General features: G+C 36.3%; 17 protein-coding genes and 1 tRNA gene. 9 read left to right on the top strand and 9 right to left on the bottom strand.

The window, feature by feature from the left end; translation table 11 throughout:
* The first annotated feature begins 88 nt into the window (after positions 1–88).
* Together IPJ80_11860 and IPJ80_11855 are read left to right on the top strand one after the other, a co-directional pair.
* Complete coding sequence (locus IPJ80_11860) at positions 89–2,233, top strand: hypothetical protein (protein ID MBK7914181.1); 2,145 nt, start codon at positions 89–91, stop codon at positions 2,231–2,233.
* A 16-nt stretch (positions 2,234–2,249) separates the two neighbouring features.
* Positions 2,250–3,488: a gliding motility-associated C-terminal domain-containing protein gene (locus IPJ80_11855; GenBank protein ID MBK7914180.1), complete on the top strand. Its 1,239-nt coding sequence runs from the start codon at positions 2,250–2,252 to the stop codon at positions 3,486–3,488.
* Positions 3,489–3,553: 65 nt separating this feature from the next.
* Here IPJ80_11855 and IPJ80_11850 read toward each other — a convergent pair whose 3' ends face one another.
* The 4 genes from IPJ80_11850 to IPJ80_11835 are packed head-to-tail and all read right to left on the bottom strand — an operon-like array spanning position 3,554 to position 8,581.
* Positions 3,554–3,712, bottom strand: a complete 159-nt coding sequence (locus IPJ80_11850; protein MBK7914179.1) for a hypothetical protein — start codon at positions 3,710–3,712, stop codon at positions 3,554–3,556.
* 59 nt (positions 3,713–3,771) lie between these two features.
* A complete protein-coding gene (locus tag IPJ80_11845) occupies positions 3,772–6,798 on the bottom strand; it encodes a hypothetical protein (GenBank protein ID MBK7914178.1) in 3,027 nt (1,008 codons plus the stop codon).
* Positions 6,759–7,139, bottom strand: coding sequence for a hypothetical protein (locus IPJ80_11840; protein ID MBK7914177.1), 381 nt, complete (start codon positions 7,137–7,139; stop codon positions 6,759–6,761). Before IPJ80_11840 ends, IPJ80_11845 begins: the two co-directional genes overlap by 40 nt.
* 50 nt (positions 7,140–7,189) lie before the next feature.
* The gene (locus IPJ80_11835; protein ID MBK7914176.1) at positions 7,190–8,581 is read right to left on the bottom strand and encodes a hypothetical protein; all 1,392 of its coding nucleotides are present in this window, start codon (positions 8,579–8,581) and stop codon (positions 7,190–7,192) included.
* A gap of 314 nt (positions 8,582–8,895) precedes the next feature.
* Between IPJ80_11835 and lysS the strand changes: the two genes are divergently transcribed.
* The gene (gene lysS / locus IPJ80_11830; GenBank protein ID MBK7914175.1) at positions 8,896–10,407 is read left to right on the top strand and encodes a lysine--tRNA ligase; all 1,512 of its coding nucleotides are present in this window, start codon (positions 8,896–8,898) and stop codon (positions 10,405–10,407) included.
* Between the two features lie 90 nt (positions 10,408–10,497).
* On the opposite strand, the gene IPJ80_11825 is transcribed toward lysS, so the two are convergent.
* A complete protein-coding gene (locus tag IPJ80_11825) occupies positions 10,498–10,878 on the bottom strand; it encodes a LysM peptidoglycan-binding domain-containing protein (protein MBK7914174.1) in 381 nt (126 codons plus the stop codon).
* Between the two features lie 120 nt (positions 10,879–10,998).
* On the opposite strand from IPJ80_11825, the gene IPJ80_11820 reads away from it, so the two are divergent.
* Positions 10,999–11,072: transfer RNA gene (locus IPJ80_11820), tRNA-Ala, on the top strand.
* Positions 11,073–11,660: 588 nt separating this feature from the next.
* Here IPJ80_11820 and IPJ80_11815 read toward each other — a convergent pair.
* Positions 11,661–12,062 (bottom strand): biopolymer transporter ExbD, encoded by a 402-nt coding sequence (locus IPJ80_11815; GenBank protein ID MBK7914173.1) that lies wholly within the window; start codon positions 12,060–12,062, stop codon positions 11,661–11,663.
* Between the two features lie 18 nt (positions 12,063–12,080).
* Positions 12,081–12,773, bottom strand: coding sequence for a MotA/TolQ/ExbB proton channel family protein (locus IPJ80_11810; GenBank protein MBK7914172.1), 693 nt, complete (start codon positions 12,771–12,773; stop codon positions 12,081–12,083).
* 301 nt (positions 12,774–13,074) lie between these two features.
* On the opposite strand from IPJ80_11810, the gene IPJ80_11805 reads away from it, so the two are divergent.
* Entirely contained in the window at positions 13,075–14,511 is a 1,437-nt protein-coding gene (locus tag IPJ80_11805) for an amino acid permease (GenBank protein MBK7914171.1), read from the top strand.
* Between the two features lie 38 nt (positions 14,512–14,549).
* On the top strand, positions 14,550–15,062 hold the full coding sequence (locus IPJ80_11800; protein ID MBK7914170.1) for a GNAT family N-acetyltransferase: 513 nt from the start codon (positions 14,550–14,552) through the stop codon (positions 15,060–15,062).
* Between the two features lie 116 nt (positions 15,063–15,178).
* On the opposite strand, the gene IPJ80_11795 is transcribed toward IPJ80_11800, so the two are convergent.
* The gene (locus tag IPJ80_11795) at positions 15,179–16,711 is read right to left on the bottom strand and encodes an amino acid permease (protein MBK7914169.1); all 1,533 of its coding nucleotides are present in this window, start codon (positions 16,709–16,711) and stop codon (positions 15,179–15,181) included.
* Positions 16,712–16,981: 270 nt separating this feature from the next.
* Between IPJ80_11795 and IPJ80_11790 the strand changes: the two genes are divergently transcribed.
* The 3 genes from IPJ80_11790 (at position 16,982) to IPJ80_11780 (ending at position 19,342) form a co-directional block, all read left to right on the top strand.
* Positions 16,982–18,757 carry an OmpA family protein gene (locus tag IPJ80_11790; protein ID MBK7914168.1) on the top strand — a complete coding sequence of 592 codons (1,776 nt, stop codon included), beginning with the start codon at positions 16,982–16,984 and terminating at the stop codon, positions 18,755–18,757.
* Positions 18,758–18,881: 124 nt separating this feature from the next.
* Positions 18,882–19,067, top strand: coding sequence for a hypothetical protein (locus IPJ80_11785; protein ID MBK7914167.1), 186 nt, complete (start codon positions 18,882–18,884; stop codon positions 19,065–19,067).
* Positions 19,055–19,342: a type II toxin-antitoxin system RelE/ParE family toxin gene (locus IPJ80_11780; GenBank protein MBK7914166.1), complete on the top strand. Its 288-nt coding sequence runs from the start codon at positions 19,055–19,057 to the stop codon at positions 19,340–19,342. The genes IPJ80_11785 and IPJ80_11780 overlap by 13 nt, the downstream gene beginning before the upstream one ends.
* A 266-nt stretch (positions 19,343–19,608) precedes the next feature.
* Here IPJ80_11780 and IPJ80_11775 read toward each other — a convergent pair whose 3' ends face one another.
* Positions 19,609–21,819, bottom strand: coding sequence for a T9SS type A sorting domain-containing protein (locus IPJ80_11775; protein ID MBK7914165.1), 2,211 nt, complete (start codon positions 21,817–21,819; stop codon positions 19,609–19,611).
* Positions 21,820–21,936: the final 117 nt, after the last annotated feature.

Genomic DNA, 21,936 nt, shown 5'->3' with positions numbered 1-21,936 from the left:
CCTACAATTAATCTGTTTAGCTAAGGCCAAATTAAGAATATCGTATCCAGCTCAATAATATTCTTAAATTTGTAAGAATCCGTCACAAATGATTAAAAGTATTCTTTTAATTAGTTCCTTTCTGGTAATTGCCATGTCCGGCTTTTCTCAATTTGCACCTGAAGATTGCGCAAATGGTCGGGATGATGATTTAGATGGATTTATTGATCTCAATGATCCAGATTGCAAATGCAAAGGGATTAAAGACACACTATTTGTGCCTTCATCTCTCATTCCCAACCCTTCTTTTGAAGAGTATAATTGCTGTCCAACCGGCTTAATGCAATTAAATTGTTCGAAAAACTGGATTCAGGCTTCTGCTGCTACCTCTGATTATTTTCATACTTGTGGCTTTTCACAAGACCCGATGCGTGGAAGCCCACCTCAGCCTTTGCCTGCAGGAAATGGATATGTTGGGTTTTTAGATTTGATGAATCACCCCTTGCGAAATTCTACCTACAAGGAATATGTCGGGGCTTGCCTTAATAATATCATGCAAGCTGGAAAAGAATACACGCTCAGTTTTTGGATTGGTTTTGGAAACCCTGGTAATTCCTATGGACCCAGAGCCATAACAACTTTAGGAATTTTTGGAACTAGCAAATGTGCAAACCTCCCCTTTGGAGGAGCCAATGGCTGGCTTTGCCCTACAAATTATCCAAATTGGTTTCAACTGACGACTGTAACGGCCAGTGGAACCCGTAAATGGGTCAAAGTGAAGATAAAACTTAAACCAAATCAAAACATCGAAGCTTTGGTTGTCGGACCTGGTTGTACAAGAGCGGATGGTTTATATTATTTTTTTATAGATGAGTTGATTCTTGAGGAAACTACAAAATTCGATTCATTGCAATTGGCCATTACCGGCAATCCCTGTACAGATACCATTCAATTAGCATCCCCTAAAAGTTTGGTTACTCAAATTAAATACCAATGGTATAAAGATGGCATTGCGCTTGCAGGTGCAACTGATCCAAATTTTATCATTCCACCTGGCCAACAAGGTCGTTATGTTTTAAGGGCATCTGACGGAAATGATTGTGAATTAAGTAACAGTTATTTATACAAAATTGATACGTTTAATACCGACCTTAAAAGACAAATTTGTTTTGGAGATTACGTACAGGTCGGAACTAATTTCTTCGATAGTTCAGGCACTTATCAGGTTCAATTAAAAACAAATAAAGGCTGCGACAGTTTGGTAAATCTGGAATTGACGGTAATCAAACCAAAAACATTTACCATTGATTCCGCAATTTGTAAAGGCACCAAAATCCGAATCAACAATCAGGACTATGATTCCAGCGGAACCTATGCGATTCATACACAAACGTCCTTTGGTTGTGATAGTTTGACTACCTTAAATCTACAGGTCATTGATCCGATTCAAAGTAATTTGGATATTGCTATTTGCGAAGGCAACTATTATTTATTTGAAAAAGACACCATTAGAAATGCTGGCAGCTATTCGAAAATATTGCGATCCGCTATCGGATGTGATAGTACGGTCACGATTCAGGCTAGCATTTATAAAAAAAGTTCAATTATACTGGACACTGCGATATGTGATGGTCAAAAACTTGCAGTAGGAAATCAAGTTCTCGATCAAGCAGGTAGTTATCCTTTTAACTTATTATCCAGCCACGGTTGTGATAGTACGTTAATCCTCAATCTAGGAATCAATCCGGTTTACAATCGATTAATAGATACCAGTTTTTGCGGTGGCAACTCAATGCAAATAGGAAATCAGGTTTTTAATCAAACGGGAACCTATTCAATAAATTTAATCAGTAAGGCGGGTTGTGATAGCAATTTTCAAATAAAATTGAATGTGTTACCAAGTCCCATCATTGCATTGGACACCTTTATTTGTGAAGGAGAAACATTGCTGTTTCAAGGACAAGCTTATGACAAAACTGGTTTTTATGAAAAACGATTTACAAATCAATTTGGATGCGACAGTACCTTCCAATTAAATTTATCCGTTCGAAATAAAGCTGATAGTTTTATTGATACCTTTTTTGTCAAAATAGCCAAATTCGAATTGGAAAAGCAGATTACAACCAGCCAGGAGATTTTATCCAAAATTATTTTAACAATAACCAATGCGACAGCATCATTCATATCCATTTATCAGAACGACCCAGCTATAAAAATACTTTGGATACTGTTTTATGTTTTGGATCAAGCTTAACGTTTGATCAAAAACAATGAATCAAAACGGCAATTATCTTTTTAATTATAAGACTGTAGATGGATGTGACAGTAGCTTCAACATTCATTTAAATATACTAAACCCAATCATTCACCAAATCGATACGGTTATTTGTTTTAATGCCAGCATTCAAATCAATTCGAAAACTATTGATCGGGACACTAGTTTTGAAAATATATTGACCGCAACAAGTGGATGTGACAGCATTTTAAAAGTTAGCATCCATCTAACTACACCAGCTGTTTTAAAGATTGATAAAACTCCGGTAAAGTGCTATGGGGATGCAAATGGTCAAATAAATGTTTCAACATCAGGAAATTACGGACCTTATACCTATTCCTGGTCTGACAATAACAATCAAGCCAATCGAAACCAATTAAAGTCAGGAATTTATTATTTAACCGTTACGGATGCTGCCGGATGTCAAATTAATGAATCTGTTGAAATATTTTCCCCACCAGTTATTGAATTAGATTACTACGGCAAAGATGCTACCTGCCTTGAAACAGAATACGGTAATTTATTTATAACCAAACTAAGCGGTGGAACTCCACCCTATCAAATATCCGTTGATAGACAAATCAAATCGTTTAAAGATAATTACGAACAAATTCTTATCGGCAATCATATTTTGGAATTACAGGATTCGAATGGTTGTAAACTTCAATACAATTTTACTTTAAATCCTCCCCTTATTGGATTAGTTGATTTAAATCCTGATTCACTCTCAGTTATACTAGGGGATTCAGTGTATCTGGAGTTGCATACCTTAGACATCGATTCGATTCAAACAATTGAATGGACTGGGCCTGGGATCATCAGTTGTAAAAATTGTTTAAGGACTTCTGTTTTTATCAATACCGCCGGTGGTTGGTTTCGAGTAAAAATAACAGATGTAAATGGTTGCATTTATGAAGAAAGTATCTGGATTAGCAGTAAACAGATTTATAATGTACCTAATGTCTTTTCACCCAATGGAGACAATATCAATGACTACTTTAACATTTTTACAGACAGGAGCATAGAAACTATTGATTTGCTACAGATATTTGATCGTTGGGGTGACTTAGTATACGAATCAAGAAATTTTCAACCGAATGGAATTGATGGTGCATGGAATGGGGATGTTAATGGACAAAAGGCGCTCCCAGCAGTGTATGTTTATCTTTTCTTATTCAGAGATAAAGCCGGAAAACACTTTAAGGTAAGCGGCAATTTAAGCTTGATACGGTAATTTTCAACCGGCATAGTTATTTCCGGGAACTTTATCCTAAATGGTTTTAATCCTATAGAAAATAATTATCGAATTAAACTAACATCTCCAAATATGGTCTTATCAGAATTTCCATTCGTAAGCTTGATATAGTAAACAAATACTCCCGGATTCAACTTTTGTGAATTTGCTGTTCCATCCCATCCTTTATGATCTGAGATAGTAGTATTTTGTTCATAATACAATTGATTACCCCAACGATCATAAATTGCAAAATCTGAAATATTCCAATTAGGGTCAACACTTATGACTTTAAAAAATCATTGATATTGTCACCATTGGGTGAAAAGCTGTTTGGCACCCACACCCTATCATCCAATTGAACCTTCACAAGCAATCTGATAATAATCTGACATCCATTTGCATCGGTAAGTTCAATCTCATAATCTTGGTCAGCAGATAATACGATTTGTGGATTCAAACAATCCGAACAACTTAAACCGGTAGCAGGAATCCATTTTATAACAGTCGGTGTGAAATTAGGAAGCAGATTAATTTGTGCCTGTTGACCGGGACTAATAAAGATGCTTGGGTTGTAACTAACCTGGAGATCAACAAAACTCAGATTTACTGTTAGCAATGAATCACATCCAGCTTGAGAAACAAAGCGTTGCTCGCCAACAGGATTGCTCTTGTTGTACACAATTCCATTGATACTTAAAGATTCTTCCGGGCATAATGTATCCCTAATTTGAGTTTTTACATTCGGAATTAAAGTCAATTGAATATTTACAATGCTGTCACATCCACTGCTTGCACTAGCTTTCAAGGTATCGATACCAGTCAACCGATTTTTATCGTAATTAATTCCATTAATAGTGACTGTAGCGTCTTCACAAATAGTTTGTTTAAAATTTCCATTTGCAGATTTTTTAAGTTGCAACTGAATCGTCACGATACTGTCACAAGCACCGTTTGCCATTCCGATCAAAGTATCCTTGCCACTTAAATTAAACTGATCGTAAATTTTCCCATTGATGGTGATCTTTTCATTCTCACAAATGGTCGCATTAAAATTTGAATTTACAGATTTCTTAAAACTTAACGCAACTTCCACTATGCTATCACAACCTTGAAACGATGCATTCTTAAGTACTTCAGTACCACTTGGATTTGCTACATTATAAACGGTTCCATTTATATTCAATTCCTGATTCTCACACAGACTTGCTGAAAAATTAGATTTTACTTCAGGATAAAACTGAATTTGAATATCGCGAATGCTGTCACAACCATTGGATGCCAAACCTTTAATCGTATCAATTAAAATTGGATTGTTTTTATCAAAAACCAGATTTCCAATTCGGATCGTATCGCTATTACAAACTTGATTTCTATAGATAAAACGACTAGCCTGAAAATAATTTAACTGAATCCTAACCAGACTGTCACAACCACTAGATGAAGCTCCCTTTAAGGTATCGACGCCATTTGGATTTGATTCTGTATATAATTTTCCATGAAGGAAGATTGACTCCCCTGCACATAAATTAGTTGAATAATTGGATTGAGCTAATTGATGGAATTGCAAAGCTACGGTTATGGTACTGTCGCAACCACTTATTTTACTTGCACCATTTAAAACTTCGGTTCCTGTCGGTCGATTGATATCATATCGATTCCCATTAACAGTTAAAAAATCATTTGCACACATCAAAGGTTTTAGGATGGTATCCGTTTTGGGATAAAATAGTACAACCACTTTAACGGTACTATCACAACCATTTGCAGCAGCTCCCGGAAAATATTCTGTTCCAGATAATTTAGTACTGCCATAGAATGTATTGTTAATTTTAATGCTATCACCCCTGCAAATTGTTATGTCACCAAATGGATTGTAGGATGAATATTTTACAGTAATCGTAAAGCTGGTCTCATCCGGGCAATAAGAAGTCATGGAATCAAAAACAAATAAGCTAGTACTCCGGTAAATGGTATCGCCTGGATTGTATTTAATTCCCGCTCCATGTGAATTTGTAAAATAGGCTGCATTGCCCGTAATATTTTTTCCAGAAATAATTGGTAAAACAAAGAGGTCACACACTGTAATGTCTGACGGCTTGGAAATTGAAATTCCTTTCAGCACTTGCAGATTGATTTGGCTAATATCTTTTGGACAACTGATACCGTCACCTATTTCATATTCTATGCGAAAATTACCAGGACCCGATTTGCTTGCATCCCAAACAGTGTTTTGCAAAGCACCCGTGACATTAACGTCTTTAAATAAACCGCCAGCATCTGCATTTCTCAACGCTGCATTTAAATCATATAACTCACTTTCACATATCTGGATGGTAGTATCCAATCCGGCATTCACTTTTTGAACTACATGGACTGTAATTATGGATGAATCCGCAGGACAAAATGCATTACCAGATACTAAATATTTGAATCGAAATGATTGACCATTTAACCCTGATGAGTTAAATAATGATAGATTCAACTTACCTGAATTGTCAATATCAGCAAAGGTTCCACCTGGGTCAGCCTGGACTAAATATTGTTTTAAATCAACAGTACTCCCCTCGCAAATTGAAATATCATTAGGGTTTCCGGCAGTCAATCCTTTGATCACATCGATGCGAAAACTATCTTGAGCTGAACATACGTTCAGTTCATCATACAGATAGATCCAGCTTGTATTGTAAATGGTATCTCCTGGATTCAGTTTTATCCCTTGTTTATTTGCATTTGAATAATATGATGCATTAGCAGATAAATTAATGCCTGTAAAGTTTTGTAAAACAAATTGATTGCAAACTATGGTATCGTTGATAGGTTTAAAAAAAGGCGAAGGATTTGCAATTAGAAAAACAGGAACTGGAAAGCTGGAACAATTTCCGTCAAAGCTTTGCGCATAAATGGTGTCGCTCAAACTATAATAAGGCGATGCGATAGGCTTGGTAAACAAACTGTCCTCTGCAAAATTAACCGGCAAATTACCAGCACCATTGATTAAATCTATTAACGCATTCAGATCAAATAAAGCCCGATTGCTTTGATCAGCGCACAGCTCAATTTTTACTGTAGATGAAACCGGTCTCTTTACCGTATTAAGATATACACTTATTGGCAATGAACTACATGAATCTTTATACAAAAAAGCAAAAATTGTATCGTTGCCTTTAACCAAAACAGGTGGTGTAATAGAAACTTGTTTTAAACTATCTTCAAACCATTTAATTTTGATGCTGGTATCAGCAAGCGTTAAGAGTTTAGCAAGTTGTATTAAATCAAATAATGCATTGCCATTTCCATCATCACACATTTTTCTGTAACATTGCTTTGAGTATTTAACGAACTAATTCTTAAAAATACAGGGGCAAGATCAGAAGAACAGGCCGCACTGGAAACTACCGCGTATAAAGTATCCGATCCGGAATGAAATGGTGAATTAACTAAAATGGTTAGCGCTGAATCTGCGTAAAATTTAACAGATACACCAGTTTGGCCATTGATAATTTTAGTAATGAGTAGGTTTAAATCAAAGTCTGCTTTTCCATCAGCTCCCGGGCAGGCACTTAAATTACTTGAATCAGCAGATGGTTTAGGTACTACCGTAAGCGTTATCGCAACCGGCTTTGATATGCATTTTCCATCAGAAATCACTGCATAAATTACAGCACTTGATGAAGTATAAGGGCTTGAAATGGCTGTGTTTAAACCAATGTCTTCATAAAAGACACTGAGGCTGACGCATTTCCATTTTTAATAAATTTCTCAAGCAATGTCAAGTCAAAGGTTGCGAAACCACTGCCATCATCGCATTGTTGATCCGATGCAGCTCTGGCAATCGGCAAAAGAATCACTTTTAAAGTGATTGAAACTAAATTTGAGCTACAGCTACCATCAATTATTTTTGCATAAATTGTAGCATTTCCGGATAAGAATGGTGAATTGATCCGCATGGTACCAGCCATATCTTTAAAATACTGCACTGTACCATTTGAACCACCTAAAACATCTGTATCAGCATCTTCCAAGTTGAATAACGCCTGACCACCAGATGTTTCACATGCTTCCAGACTTGTTGGATTTGCTTTTGGACATTTTACATTGATACTGATCCGCTCAGTAAATTCTTCCATGCAACAAATTGGATCCGGTTTCGGATTTAATATTCCTACTATTTCATATACTTTATCACACCAGGATGCCGGAATAGTAAAATCAAAGGGACTTACTGTACTTACTGCAGGAATGTAATTCGGTTGGCTTAAGGATGGTGTAGCACAGTTATTATTTGAAATGCTTCCTTCAGCCCAAAAATCTCCATTTCCGGTTAGTGATCCAGGCACATCATACATTGCAGTAGTAGAACAAGCACAGCCTGTAATTGTCATCACCTGGGTACGATTCCCAGCTGAAGCATCAAAATTTGAAAATGCTCCAATGGTACGGTCACAATTACTGGCTGATACAAATATTTTACAAGCCAATCCGCATACAGATGTGCAATCATAGATCGTAGATGCATTGGCACTGGTAAATACAATCCAAATGGAATTTGGGGGTAAATCAAAATTTCCGCCTACTGCGGTTGCTGAGCAACCACTTACCAGAGAAGGATTCCCGCTGACGATTCCACAACCTCCCGGACCAATATCTGCATTTTGAGCCCCTCCCGAATTATTTTGGGTAGCAAAATCAAAATTAAAATCACCTGTATTAAATCCACTACCAGTCCACATCACTAAAAATTCATTCTTGGCTTCTGTTCCGCAAGCATCAATCATAAAACCCAATAAAACCGGGCATTGCCTACACTTGGGATTTGAAGTTGTAATGTTAACACTACCAATTTTAACTCCTTGTCCGGCATATGGATTAAATCCAGCATTTACATCGGCATAGTAATCAATTTTACCATTGTGCGGCAGGTCATTCCCCTTAAGAGTTATGTTGAGCTTCCCACCGGAGCACAATTCGCAAGAAGGAATACAATTTGGAGAGGTTTTCGTTTCAGTGATATCGGGACATTGGGCATTAACAGCTAAACTGCAAAGCATAGCAAGCAGCACCCCGTGTAATCTCAGACTGGCTTTATTCATTGTTGTAGGCTACAAAGATAGGTGTAGAGACAGCTATTTACTAAGATTTTATAAGTGAAAGCCTTGTTCAAAGAATAGAATTTATGAGCAGCAGATAGCCAAAGAAAAATAAATTTGAACCTGCATGACAATATTGAATTTGGATTCAGCAGGAATTAATAGGATTTCAAATGACGACACCCCAGTAATTTGATCATTTGCTTGTTAATTTTTATCAAAACTCCGTGATATTGAAGGGATTGAGCTCAAAAAGCCATGCTACAGCTTTATATTAGCTAAAATTGCAATGTATCTTTACCTTTTCAATTCAAGTCATGCAGCCATTAAGCGAACAGGAAATTATCCGCAGAAATTCATTAACAGCCTTAGAGGAAATGGGTATCAATCCATACCCTCCAGAAGCTTTTGAAGTAAATGCCTATTCTACTGATATTAAAGCTCATTTTGAAAACAATCCCGAAGCCTATAAAAACGTAAGCCTTGCCGGCCGTTTGATGATGGTTCGGGATATGGGAAAAGCTTGTTTTGCCGAAATCCAGGATAGCAAAGGAAAAATTCAAATTTATGTAAAGCGGGATGAGATTTGTCCCGGTGAAGACAAAACGCTTTACGATCTGGTCTTTAAAAAATATATGGATATCGGAGACATCATTGGGTTAAAAGGCTATGTCTTTAAAACCAAGATGGGTGAAATCAGTATTCATGTTTCTCATTTACAAATGCTTAGTAAATCCTTGCATCCCCTGCCAATCGTAAAAACGGATGCAGATGGTCAAACACATGATGCATTTACAGATCCAGAACAACGCTACAGACATCGTTATGTTGATTTAATTGTCAATCCACAACACCGGGAAATTTTTGTTAAACGAAGTCAGTTAATTCATGAAATGCGAATGTATTTCAACGAACAAAATTGGCTTGAAGTTGAAACACCTGTTTTACAAGGTATGCATGGCGGGGCAGCCGCAAGACCCTTCAAAACACATCACAATGCCTTGGATATCCCTTTGTTTTTAAGAATTGCCAATGAATTGTATTTAAAAAGACTGATTGTTGGTGGATTTGATGGGGTTTATGAATTTGGGAAAATGTTTCGCAACGAAGGAATGGATCGCACCCACAATCCTGAGTTTACTTCCATGGAAATTTATGTAGCTTATAAAGACTACATCTGGATGATGGAAATGGTTGAAACTATGCTGGAACGTGTTATCACTAAAATAAACGGAGGACCAAAAGTTCAGGTTGGTCTAAATGAAATTAATTTCACTAAACCATTTCGGAGATTAAGCATGTATGATGCGATCAAAGAATATACAAGTTATGATGTTGAAGGTAAATCAGAAGAAGAATTAAAGGCATTTTGCAGATCTAAAAACATTGAAATTGATGCCAGTATGGGAGTTGGCAAATTAATCGATGAAATTTTCGGTGGTTTAGTCGAAAAGCATTTGATCCAACCAACTTATATAACAGATTACCCAATTGAAATGACTCCATTGGCAAAGAAGCACCGCAGCAAAGCTGGATTGGTAGAACGATTCGAACTCTATGTCAATTCTAAAGAAATCGCCAATGCGTATACCGAATTAAATGATCCTATTGATCAACGCCAGCGGTTTGAAGATCAACTAAAATTAGCTGCTCGGGGTGATGATGAAGCTATGTTAATGGATGAAGATTTTCTTTTGTCACTTGAATATGGAATGCCTCCAACATCTGGCTTAGGAATTGGCATTGACCGATTGACCATGCTTTTAACAGGACAAGAAGCCATCCAGGAAGTTTTATTATTTCCGCAAATGAAACCCATCGTTAAATAATACGAAGCTTCTTAAATTCTGCAATTACGATTTAAGTCATAAAAAAGGCCGCCTTATGGGCAGCCTTTATAATTTAGTTGTATTAATTTACTATGGATTTGGAATAACAAGCACCTGTCCCGGATGAATTAAGTCCGGATTTTTTAATTGATCTGTATTGGCTTTGAAGATCTTATTATAAGCATTGGCATCTTTATAATAATGTTTAGCTATTTTACTCAGTGATTCTCCGGATTTAACGGTATGCTTGGTGTAATATTCGGTATTGGCTACGCTGACATCCGCAACGATATCACTTGGATTGGTACCACCAATTTCCTTTATTTTGTCCCAAAGTTGGTCTTTTTCATACTGAGTTTGGGCAGTACCCCATACTTTAAGCACACCTGCTTCTTCTACTACATTACCATTTTGGATTCCTAATTCCTCACCGAGGTTTAAAACTTCACGGTATTTGTCTTGTAAACTCATATTAAAATTGATTTATGGTTAAAAAAATTAAAGATGATCAATAAATATAATAAAAATAAGCGCCATATGGTTCCCAATACAACGAATAAATTGCAGGAAAGTTATATTTGCAAACGAATTGGGGATGTAGCTCAGTTGGCTAGAGCACTTGCATGGCATGCAAGGGGTCAGGGGTTCGAGTCCCCTTATCTCCACCCTCCATTTTAAAAATTTTATTATTTATTTTATTTGATAGTTGGCTAGGCATGGCGCTTGAAGCGCCAGTGTCAGGGGTTCTCCCACATTCATCGTGACTAAAGGAAGTCCTAAAAACCCCTTATACTTCGTTATACAAATTTTTTAAAACTTCATTTACACCAGTAAAATCAGATTTTAAAAAATTTGCAAGCCTCGTCTAAGTGATTTTTAGAACTTCCTTTATATGATTAAACCTCTTGGCTTACTGACTTTCAATTTTGCAATCCCTTTGGTTAGTGCATGGCGCTTCAAGCGCCAGGGTCAGGGGTTCTCCCACTTTCATCGTGACTAAAGGAAGTCCTAAAAACCCCTTATACTTCGTTATACAAATTTTTTAAAACTTCATTTACACCAGTAAAATCAGGTTTTATATCTTTTACAAGGAATTGTCCGTTAGAAACCCAGAATGATTGGTGTTCTTGATAATTCTTTCAACAAAATAAAGCTTAAAACTGGTTACTATTAAAAAATAGTCTATGTGAGGCTTGCAAGTTGATATATTGCAGAAAAGTCCGAAGACAAAGACTTATAATTTGGAATGTGCTTTAATTTTCAGTCTTATTTAAAGCCAGTACCATTTTCAATTTTAGGTTAACTCCTATTTGCAAAACATCGACCAGATCTTGAACAGGCATGCCCTGATCTATTCTGATTACACAGGTAAGATCCGGGGCCTTGGCCATGTAAGTTTTAAGGGTTGATTGAATTTGATTGTATGCAATCTCCTTGTTCTCAATATAATATCGTTTATCCGGCGTAACAGAAATGGAAACGGGTTTAGTGGTTGTTTGCTCTGTAGCCTTTGAAGAAGGCAGCATCAATTTTATAACGTTTGGATTCGCCAGTGTTGAGACAATCAAGAAAAACAACAACAAGAAAAACATGATGTCATTCAAAGATTCCACACTCAACTCTGCTGTTTCCCTCCTTCTTCCGCGAATATTCATACCTTATTGGGATTTATATTATTTAACTGGAGCATGTAGAATATCCATAAATTCAATGGACCGTTTTTCAAGTTTGTTAACCAACTCGTCCAACATCATGGTCAAAAAATAATATCCTAGAAAAGCAATAATACCTACCAACAATCCCCCTGCTGAGGTCAACATCTTTTGATATAAACCACCTGAAATAACTCCTATGGAAAGATTGTCTGTGAGTGAAATATCATAAAATATTTTTATTACCCCCATGATGGTACCTAGAAACCCAAACATTGGGGCAATTCGAGCTATTAATGAAAGGTAAGTAACTTTTTTCTCAAGTCTGAATGTTTCAACACGACCCACATTTTCAATAGCCGATTCAATTTCTGGCATGGGACGGCCTAACCGGGAAAGTCCTTTTTCAACCATCCTGGCTAAAGGAGTCTCGCTATTAGCACAAATTGTTTGTATTGTTTGAATATTACCACTACCAATGTTTCCTCTTAGGTTTTGCATCACACGTTCATCTTCACGTGCCAGTGATTTAAAGGTGAGGTATCGCTCTACAAATACATACATAGCAATAAAAGAAAGCAAGACCTGGATTGAAATAATTCCAACCCCCAACGGACCACTTGATAAAATAATGTCAATTATACTCTGTTTGGCAATGGTTTCAGCGCCGGTTTCAGTGGCTTTTGCCACCATCATAATACTTGTTAGAAACATAACTTACTGTCTTATCTTATTAATCGTAAAAACTCTTAAGAATCGTATAAAAATTGAATTTATTATCGATTTTCTTCAAGTTCGGGCACAAATGTACGTTTTTTATATATAATTTTGAAATAATGTGTTCCAGAAGATTGACATCCAAATTATTTCTGAAAAGGCCAGAGTCGATTCCTCCTAAACGAAGGACCTTTTTACAAATACTGTTTTATCGGATTAACAAGATTCGCAACCAGTCCTTTTTTAGATACGTGTATGAGATCAAAGAATCATTTATATTTAAGCCAAATTAAAAGCAATGAAATATAAGCTGAGCTTATTGGATGCCATCCTAATCGTGAGTGGATCAATGATAGGGTCCGGGATATTTAGGGTGAGTGCAGACATGGCACGTACCGTTGGCGGACCGGGTTGGTTGCTTATGATTTGGATCCTGGCTGGAATCATCACGATTCTTGGTGCCTTGAGCTTGGGTGAATTGGCCTCTATGTTTCCAAAAGCTGGCGGACCTTATGTATTTTTAAAAGAAGCCTTTAATCCTTTAACCGGTTTTTTATATGGTTGGACTGTTTTTCTTGTTGTACAATGCGGTACCATTGCTGCAGTTGCTGTCGCATTTGCATCTTATTTTGGTGAATTAGTCCCCATTTTTAATGAAGATCATGTCATACTTGATTTAAATTTCTTCAGCATTAAGTCTACCCAAGTCCTGGGAATAGCTGTCATTGGCTTACTTACCTTTCTAAATAGCCGTGGACTTGAATACGGAAAATTTATTTTGCGCTTGTTTACATTCGCTAAACTTCTTGCATTGTTTGGATTAATAATGCTTGGAATTTTTGTTTTTGGAAATTGGGAAGTCTGGCAATCCAATTGGGATCAATTTTGGTCATTAAATCCATCTTATGTGATGACAGACGGCAAATATACCCTCACCAGTTTAGGAGGCATGACTTTGGTTTCTGCTATTGGTGTTGCTTTGGTTGGATCTTTGTTTTCTTGCGATGCATGGAATAATGTGACATTTATTGCAGGAGAAATGGAATCTCCAGAAAAAAATCTACCAAAAAGTTTGTTTTGGGGGGTATTGATTGTGGTCACGCTTTATGTATTTGCAAATGTAGCTTATCTGTTTTTATTGCCATTTTATGGGAGTCCAGATGGAACAGATGCGTTTTCCAGAGGCATCCAATTTGCTGCCGATAACCGCGTTGGCACTGCAGCAGCTTCCCTTATGTTTGGCCAAACTGCTACCATTATTATGGCAATTTTAATTATGGTCTCAACCTTTGGTTGCAACAACAGCATCATTTTTTCCAGTGCCCGTGTATACCAAGCGATGGCTCTTGATGGACTGTTTTTTAAGAAAATGAGAGACAATAATAAATATGGTGTCCCAGGCAATGCATTGTGGATTCAATTTGCATGGGCATCTGTATTATGCCTTTCAGGAAAATATGGAAATCTGTTAGATTATGTAATGTTTGCCGTAATGTTTTTTGCCATTATTGCGATCGTGGGATTATTTAAACTTCGAAAGGAACGTCCAGAATTGAATCGTCCTTATAAGGCATGGGGATATCCCTTTGTCCCTGCTTTGTACATTATTCTGGCTGGTTTGTTTTGTATAAATTTATTGATTGAAAAACCCATGTATTCATTTCCTGGATTAATCATTGTTGCCTTAGGAATCCCCGTTTATTTTTATTGGAGTAAAACTGCTAAAACAAATTAATAAGTATAAACATCCTTGTTTTGTCAATTTCAACTGACTTGGAATTTAGAAAAGTTCAAACCGATGACCTTGAAATGCTTTGCAGGATTTCGGTACAAACTTTTCGAGATGCGTTTTATCATTTAAATAAACCTGAAGATATCAGGCAGTATATGGAACGGGCTTTTTCGCCATTACAACTAAAATATGAATTAGAGCTCCCGCAATCCGAATTTGTGTTCTTGCTAAATAACAACCAACCAATCGCCTATTATAAAACTAATTTAAGTCCAAAGCAAACGGATATCAACGATCCGGAATCACTCGAAATTGAACGCATTTACGTATGTAAAGAACATCAAAATAAGCAATATGGCCTCCTGATGTTAAACCACATTTGCAATCAAGCTATTCAAAATCCAAACATTCGATATATATGGTTAGGTGTTTGGGATCAAAACAAATCTGCCATCCGTTTTTATGAACGGTTTGGATTTAAACTATTTAGCTCCCATCCATTTCTAATGGGAACAGATCCTCAAACTGATTTATTAATGCGTTACAATTTATAGTTCAATTTACTGAATCGAACTATAAAAATTTCCAAAGAGGAAAATCAAATGGTTAAAAATTTCGTGTTCAAAAAATGTAGAACAATTCGCATGATGCGAATTGTTCTATTAAATTTTTATTTAGGATTTTGAATTTTACTATGTTTTATTCCGTACAAGAAATAAATAGCAAATCCGATTGCCATCCATACGATGAGTCGTAACCAGGTATCCATAGGGAGTCCAAGCATTTGTAAAAAACAGATGGCTGCACCTAATATGGGAACAAGAGGAACCCAGGGTGTTTTGAAAGGCCTTGGAATATCTGGTCTTGATTTGCGCAAAACTATAATTCCAATGCAAACAATTACAAATGCAAATAAGGTCCCAATTGATACCAACTCACCCAAAATATTTATAGGTAATATTCCTGCAAAAAAAGCTGCAACCACTCCGGTAAGGATCGTTGTAATATAAGGTGTTTTAAATTTTGGATGCACCTTTGCAAAACTTGCTGGGAGCAAACCGTCTTTCGCCATACTAAAAAATACTCTGGGTTGACCCATTAACATGACGAGTATTACTGAACTCAATCCTGCAATTGCTCCTAACTTAACTGGAAATCTCAACCAACTGAGTGCGTCCCCTGTCTTATCAATAGCTAATGCGATTGGAGCAGGAACATTTAATTCTTTATAATTTACAATGCCTGTCATGACCAGCGCAACCAGAATGTATAAAATTGTACAAACTATCAAAGAGCCAAGAATTCCTTTAGGCATATCTTTTTGCGGATTTTTTGCTTCTTGAGCCAAGGTAGAAACAGCATCAAAACCAATGTAAGCAAAGAAGATTACACCTGCAGCACTCACAATACCAAACCATCCAAAATGTCCATGTCCACTTGCGTCTATAACTCGTTCTGGAATAAATGGTACCCAATTATCTGTTGATATGTATTGAAATCCGAAAACTATAAACAATACAATGACAACAAGCTTTACCAATACAATGATGTTATTAAAATTGGCTGATTCACGAATACCTATTACCAATAAAGTAGTTAAAATTCCAATAATCAACACTGCTGGAAAATTAAAAAGAGCCGTTGTCGATTGTAAGGTATTGATATCTATATTTGCCGCTGCCATGCGTTCGGTCAAAGGAGTAGTCCAGTTTTGCCAACCTTCATTCGGTACATTGATTAATTTAGTACCTGTGGAGGCCGTTAATTCCGGAGGAAGATATATTCCAAAATCCTTCAAAATACTTTGAAAATATCCCGACCAACCAACAGCAACTGTTGAAGCGCCAAACAAGTATTCTAATATCAAATCCCAACCAATAATCCAGGCTATGAATTCACCTAAGGTGGCATACGAATAAGTATAAGCACTTCCGGAAATTGGAATCATTGCAGCGTATTCAGCATAACAGAGTCCGGCAAACGCACAACCAACTCCTGATAAAATAAAAGCCAAAACCAATGCAGGTCCAGCATGGGTTGCAGCTGCAGTGCCTGTAAGAACAAATATACCAGTACCTATGATCGCCCCAATACCCAGACTGATCAAATTGGTTGAAGTAAGGGTTCGCTTGAGACCTTTTGATGGATCCTCAGCCTCCTTGATTAAATCATTAATTGGTTTTAGCTTAAAGAGATTGTTCATTTTGTTGAATATTTTGGCTAAAAATAACACATATTTATACTTTGCGGGGAATTTGACCATTTTTCAAAATCAAATTGTTCAAAAGTGCTGGTTTACAAGTGATTAATAAATTTGTATGCATTGATTAAAAAATCAAAACCGCTATCAAAACCAGGATTCGATCGTTTTTTTGTCGGATTAAAAACAAACAAGTCGAACGATTCGATTAAACTAAAAAGTACAAGCAGTTCGTTTAGAAACCAATCGGCCTAATTTCAATATCTTGCACCAATGAAACAAATCATTCATTTATTTCTATTTCTCTTCCTAGGAACCAGGTTATTGGCTCAATCAGATCCAAAAGCATTGGTAGAAAATTACCAAAAATTGGATCATGATGAGGCCGTACGATGCATTCTTATTGATAAGCAAAATTATAAATGGCTGGGGACCGATAAAGGACTTTATAAAATGATTTCCATGGATTTAGATCCTGAACTAATTGAAAAAGATTCTATAACAGGATTGGCTGAAGACAAAAGGGCTAAAATATGGTTTGGGAATCGCTCTCAACAAGTACAAACTACCGATCATCTTCAAAATATCATTTTAGAACAAAGCAAAGCTGAAATTCGGTGTATGGCTTATTATAAAGGCGATCTTTGGGTAGGTACCGAACAAGGGGTCTTCAAAATATCAGACGATCAAGACAAAGTTTTAAATCATTACACAATTAAAAATTCCAAGCTTCCAAACAATACAATAAATAGTATGTACGCTGATCCATACAATCGATTATGGATCGGTACAGATGCAGGAATTGCAAAGATTGAAAATAAAGATTGGGATGTCTATGAAAAGCAACACCACTTTACGGGCGCCATTTCAACCACAGAAGGAGTTTGGTTACTCTCAGAAGATAAAATGTGGTTGGTCTATTCTGAAGATGGAAGAGAGCGCTGGCAAGATGGAGCTGTAAAAAGAGGATTAAGTAAAGGACCGGTACGTGCATTGGTATCTGATAGCAAAGGGAGAATTTATGTGGCTTCTGAAATATTGGTCCAGTTTGATCCCTATAAAGAAATCGCATTGCAAATTGATGAAGATTATGGTTTTGTCTCTTCACAAACGCTTTCATTGGCATGTGATAAAAACGATGATTTATGGGTTGGAACGGCAGATCGCGGATTGTTTCGAATCGATATGCTGGATGGCGAAGAGCAAAAATTTAATGTCATTGCCTATAGTAAAGGTGAAATTAAATGTCAGGGAGCAAAAACTGCTGAGATCATTGTGATAGCCAAAGGGGGCAAAACTCCTTATTCATATAATTGGAATATACCAGGACTTAAAGGTTCTAAAAACGATAGCCTGGGTGCTGGAAATTATCAAATCACTGTCAATGATGCTGAAGGAGAAGAATATGTTGCTAACATCCAAATTAAAGAACCGGATGCCATTCAAATTTCTACGCTGAGTAAATCTGGAGTTAGTGAATTAAATCGAAAGGATGGAAAAGCAAGTATTGAAATTACCGGAGGAACAGCACCTTATAAAGTACTTTGGTCTAATGGAAGGACGAGCCTAAGCAATTCAAATTTACCAGCTGGAAAGAACACCATAAAAGTTATTGACCAAAACAATTGTGTTGTCACTGGAAGCATTGTGATAGACCAACCTAAAGTGATCGCAGATTTAGATCGTAAAAAATTATCAATAGGCCAAACATTACAAATCAATCAATTATTCTTCACCGCTGACTCTTCGGTAATCAATCCGGAATCTTATGCGGTATTGGATGAGATTTATGAATTCTTATCCAAAAACAATGATGTGGTGGTAGAAATTGGTGGGCATACCAACGGCATTCCTCCGCATGAATATTGTGATCGCCTCAGTACTGCACGGGCAAAAAATGTTGCTGAATACTTACGAGAAAAAGGGATACTTGCTGAACAAGTTCAATTTAAAGGATATGGAAAAAGGGTACCAATCGCAAGCAATGAAACAGCTGCAGGCCGTCTTAAAAATCAACGCGTTGAATTGAAAATAATCTCTATGAAATAGATTAATTGCTGATAACAAGGCTACTACTTAAATCTTAAAATGATCCGACAATCGACTTGATAGCTCACATTCAAAACATTTGTAAATTCATGCTGTTATTATTACCTTAGCAAAAAAGAATGGGATGACAATAAAAAGACAAAAACTGATTGAAACCTTTGAAGCCCTTCCTGATGATATTTCTTTAGATGAAATATTAGACCACATAATGCTAATGGATAAAATTGAAGAAGGCTTAAGACAGTCTGAATCAAGAAATGTAGTCCCAGATGAAGAATTGGAAAAACACCTTCCAAAATGGTTCGTTTAAATTGGACTCCCAGGTCCCTTAACGATTTAGACTCCATCGCAGAATTCATTTCAGAAGACTCAGTTAAATATGCTAAAATTCAAGTAAAACGAATTCGCAACAAAGCAAGAATTATTAAAGACCACATTTACATTGGGAGGCTTGTTCCCGAATATAATGACCCTTCAATAAGAGAATTAATTATGGGAAACTATAGGATCATCTATAAGATATTTTCAACTATTGAAATTGATATTTTGACTATCCATCACTCGGCTAGAATGCTTAAACTCTGATTTAAATTAAAGCATGCGAGCTATCACATAATAGACTCTATAATGCCAAGCACCTTATTCATTCTCTTTAATTTTTTCAAGTAATGAATAACTTATTTCTAATTTAGGTTAATAATTTGATTTAACGACGAAACGCTTATACCATTCAGATATAAGCTACATTCAACATACTTTATTATTAGCTTTTCATCCAAATGTAAAAAAAAAGGTCGGATCCTGCCTTGTAAGATCCGACCATGTGAACGTAGTTTAAATACTTTGTCTTCTTATTCTGAATGACTTAGCTTTCCATATTTTACATGTTGGCCATCAGTTATTTTATAAAATAAAATTCCTGATGCCTTGGCAAATTGTAAATCTTGCTCCCAAAACTGGAGGCCTTTGTCGAAAGAGCGGACATTTTGTACTATCAATTTTCCTGCCACATTATACCAACTTACAGTTAATGTTGCAGGTCGCATCAATTCTAATTGAAAATTAACCGGTTGATCCCGGAAAGGATTCGGAAATAAATTTACCACTTGAAAATCGACTAAATGGTTTTCTGGTTTAGCATTTCTATCTTGTAATTGAATATTAATAACTCCTTTTGTAATACCATCCAACTCCCCTACCCGGATCGCCATATAATCCACATTAAGCAGTGATTTAGAAATTGCCGGAATTTCAAAAGCCTGATCAAAATTATTTAAAAATGGATTTAATGGATTTGTAAATACAAATGCCTTTCTCACAAAACGCCAATGAAATGGCAAACTTTCATACGGAACTGCTCCTGATACCACATCATACAAAAGGTCGAAATCCATTTGATTGATTGCACCATCGCTATTGATATCCGCAGCTATTAATTTGTATGTATTCGTTATAGGCTGTGTACCAGAAATATGCTTTAATAAAACAATCAGGTCATTGATGTCAATGCCTTTATACGCTAACTCCCTTTTGTTAAGGCTTAAATAATAATCCTGGCCCTTTATTAAATCTCCAAATTTATAGCTTCCATTTGAAGCAGAAAATAATTCTTTAGACCATTGACTACTTATCGTATCATACTCCGTAACATAAGTTGTATCTGTATGTCGGATGTATAATTTCAATCCGCTGGGACGAACAATAGTATCATACCAGGTTTTAATCACAGGAATCAAGCTTGGAATGATTTTATAAGCTGACTTCATTTTTAGAACGGTTTTTACATCACTCAGATTCTGATTTTGATCATCAGTCACCAAACCAGAAACGGTGATCGTTGTTGTGATACTGTCTTTTCGCTTGCAGTCAGGTATTTGTGCACTGTTGTTTTGAACTTCCAAATAGGTTTTACAAAAGGATTGGTTTCCCAATGAATCTGTAACCCACATCTGAACTTCATTCTTTCCTAAATCTGCACAGGTAAATATTCTGGATTTAATGGTAGTATCTGATGAAAAAGAATATGTGAGTTTTTTGTATCCGCACGGATGATACGACCCTAAATTAAAATCTTTAGCCCAAACTGCAATCATACCATCATCCGGCGTACCGTCTTTGTTGGTATCAACTGGCATTAAGGCAACAATTAATCCATTTAAACAATATGGGACAGGTCCGATTTTATTTTTAACAGTAACCTTTACTTTACATTTAATCTCTTTACCGCAACCATATTCAGCAGTATAATAAAATTCAGTGGTTCCCAATGGATAATCTCCACTGGCATCAGGGCCTTTACTCTTTGAATACGGTGAATTGTTTTTTATACTAAGTAAAAATCCACATTTTGATATTGCTTTAGCAGAATCCAATTTAACATAAGCACCTTTGCAATCCATTGTAGATTGAATGATAGTGTCTAATGGACAAATTAGTTTTGCTGTTGAATCACTCACAATTAATTTGATAACTTGTGTATAAGTCCATTGACCAACTGGTGGATAGGTATTCGGTTTATATTGGCACCAGTCTATAACTTTCCAATCTCTGAGTATTTTCATACAACCATCAGATACAGTATATTTAGTATCCTTATATGAATACATGGGTTGCGCACATTTCAATTTGTTAAAAGTAGGATAATTGTAAGGGTACGGTAATACACGGGGATCGGTACTCGGATTACAACCATCAATTGTGTAAGCCGGTGGCCAGGTAATATCTGCGGAAGTAAAATTTGTACCCCCAATAACCGTGATTGTTTGAGAACATTTCTGAATGACCCAATGCGGATCTTCTACTTCCCAATAACGAATGATGGTTCCAATTCCACAAGCATTGGTATTGTAAACGACTTTAACAGGTGGAGGTGCTGGTTTTTTCTTGTAATTCTCCCAGACATAAGCAATTCCCCACTTATCCAAATTACTGACGTCGTCATAACAATATACGGTCACAGATGGTGGACATTCCAGGTAAAAACTTAAAGGGGTGTTAGCGTACAATACGCCATTTCCAATCAGCCAAATGCAAGCACTTAGCCACAAATAGGTAGCTTTCATATTTTGAATTATTTAAATTCTAATCTAGACTGAATTGGGAAGTGCGGTGTGTAGAATCGAACACAAATATATAAATATTCGTAATATGTAATCTTTTTTTTTTGATTTTTTTTAATT

Source organism: Saprospiraceae bacterium, assembly GCA_016714025.1.
In the GTDB taxonomy this organism is placed as follows: Bacteria; Bacteroidota; Bacteroidia; order Chitinophagales; family Saprospiraceae; genus Vicinibacter.
Note: the sequence above shows the minus strand (reverse complement) of the source record. Positions and strands in the feature narration are given on the sequence as shown.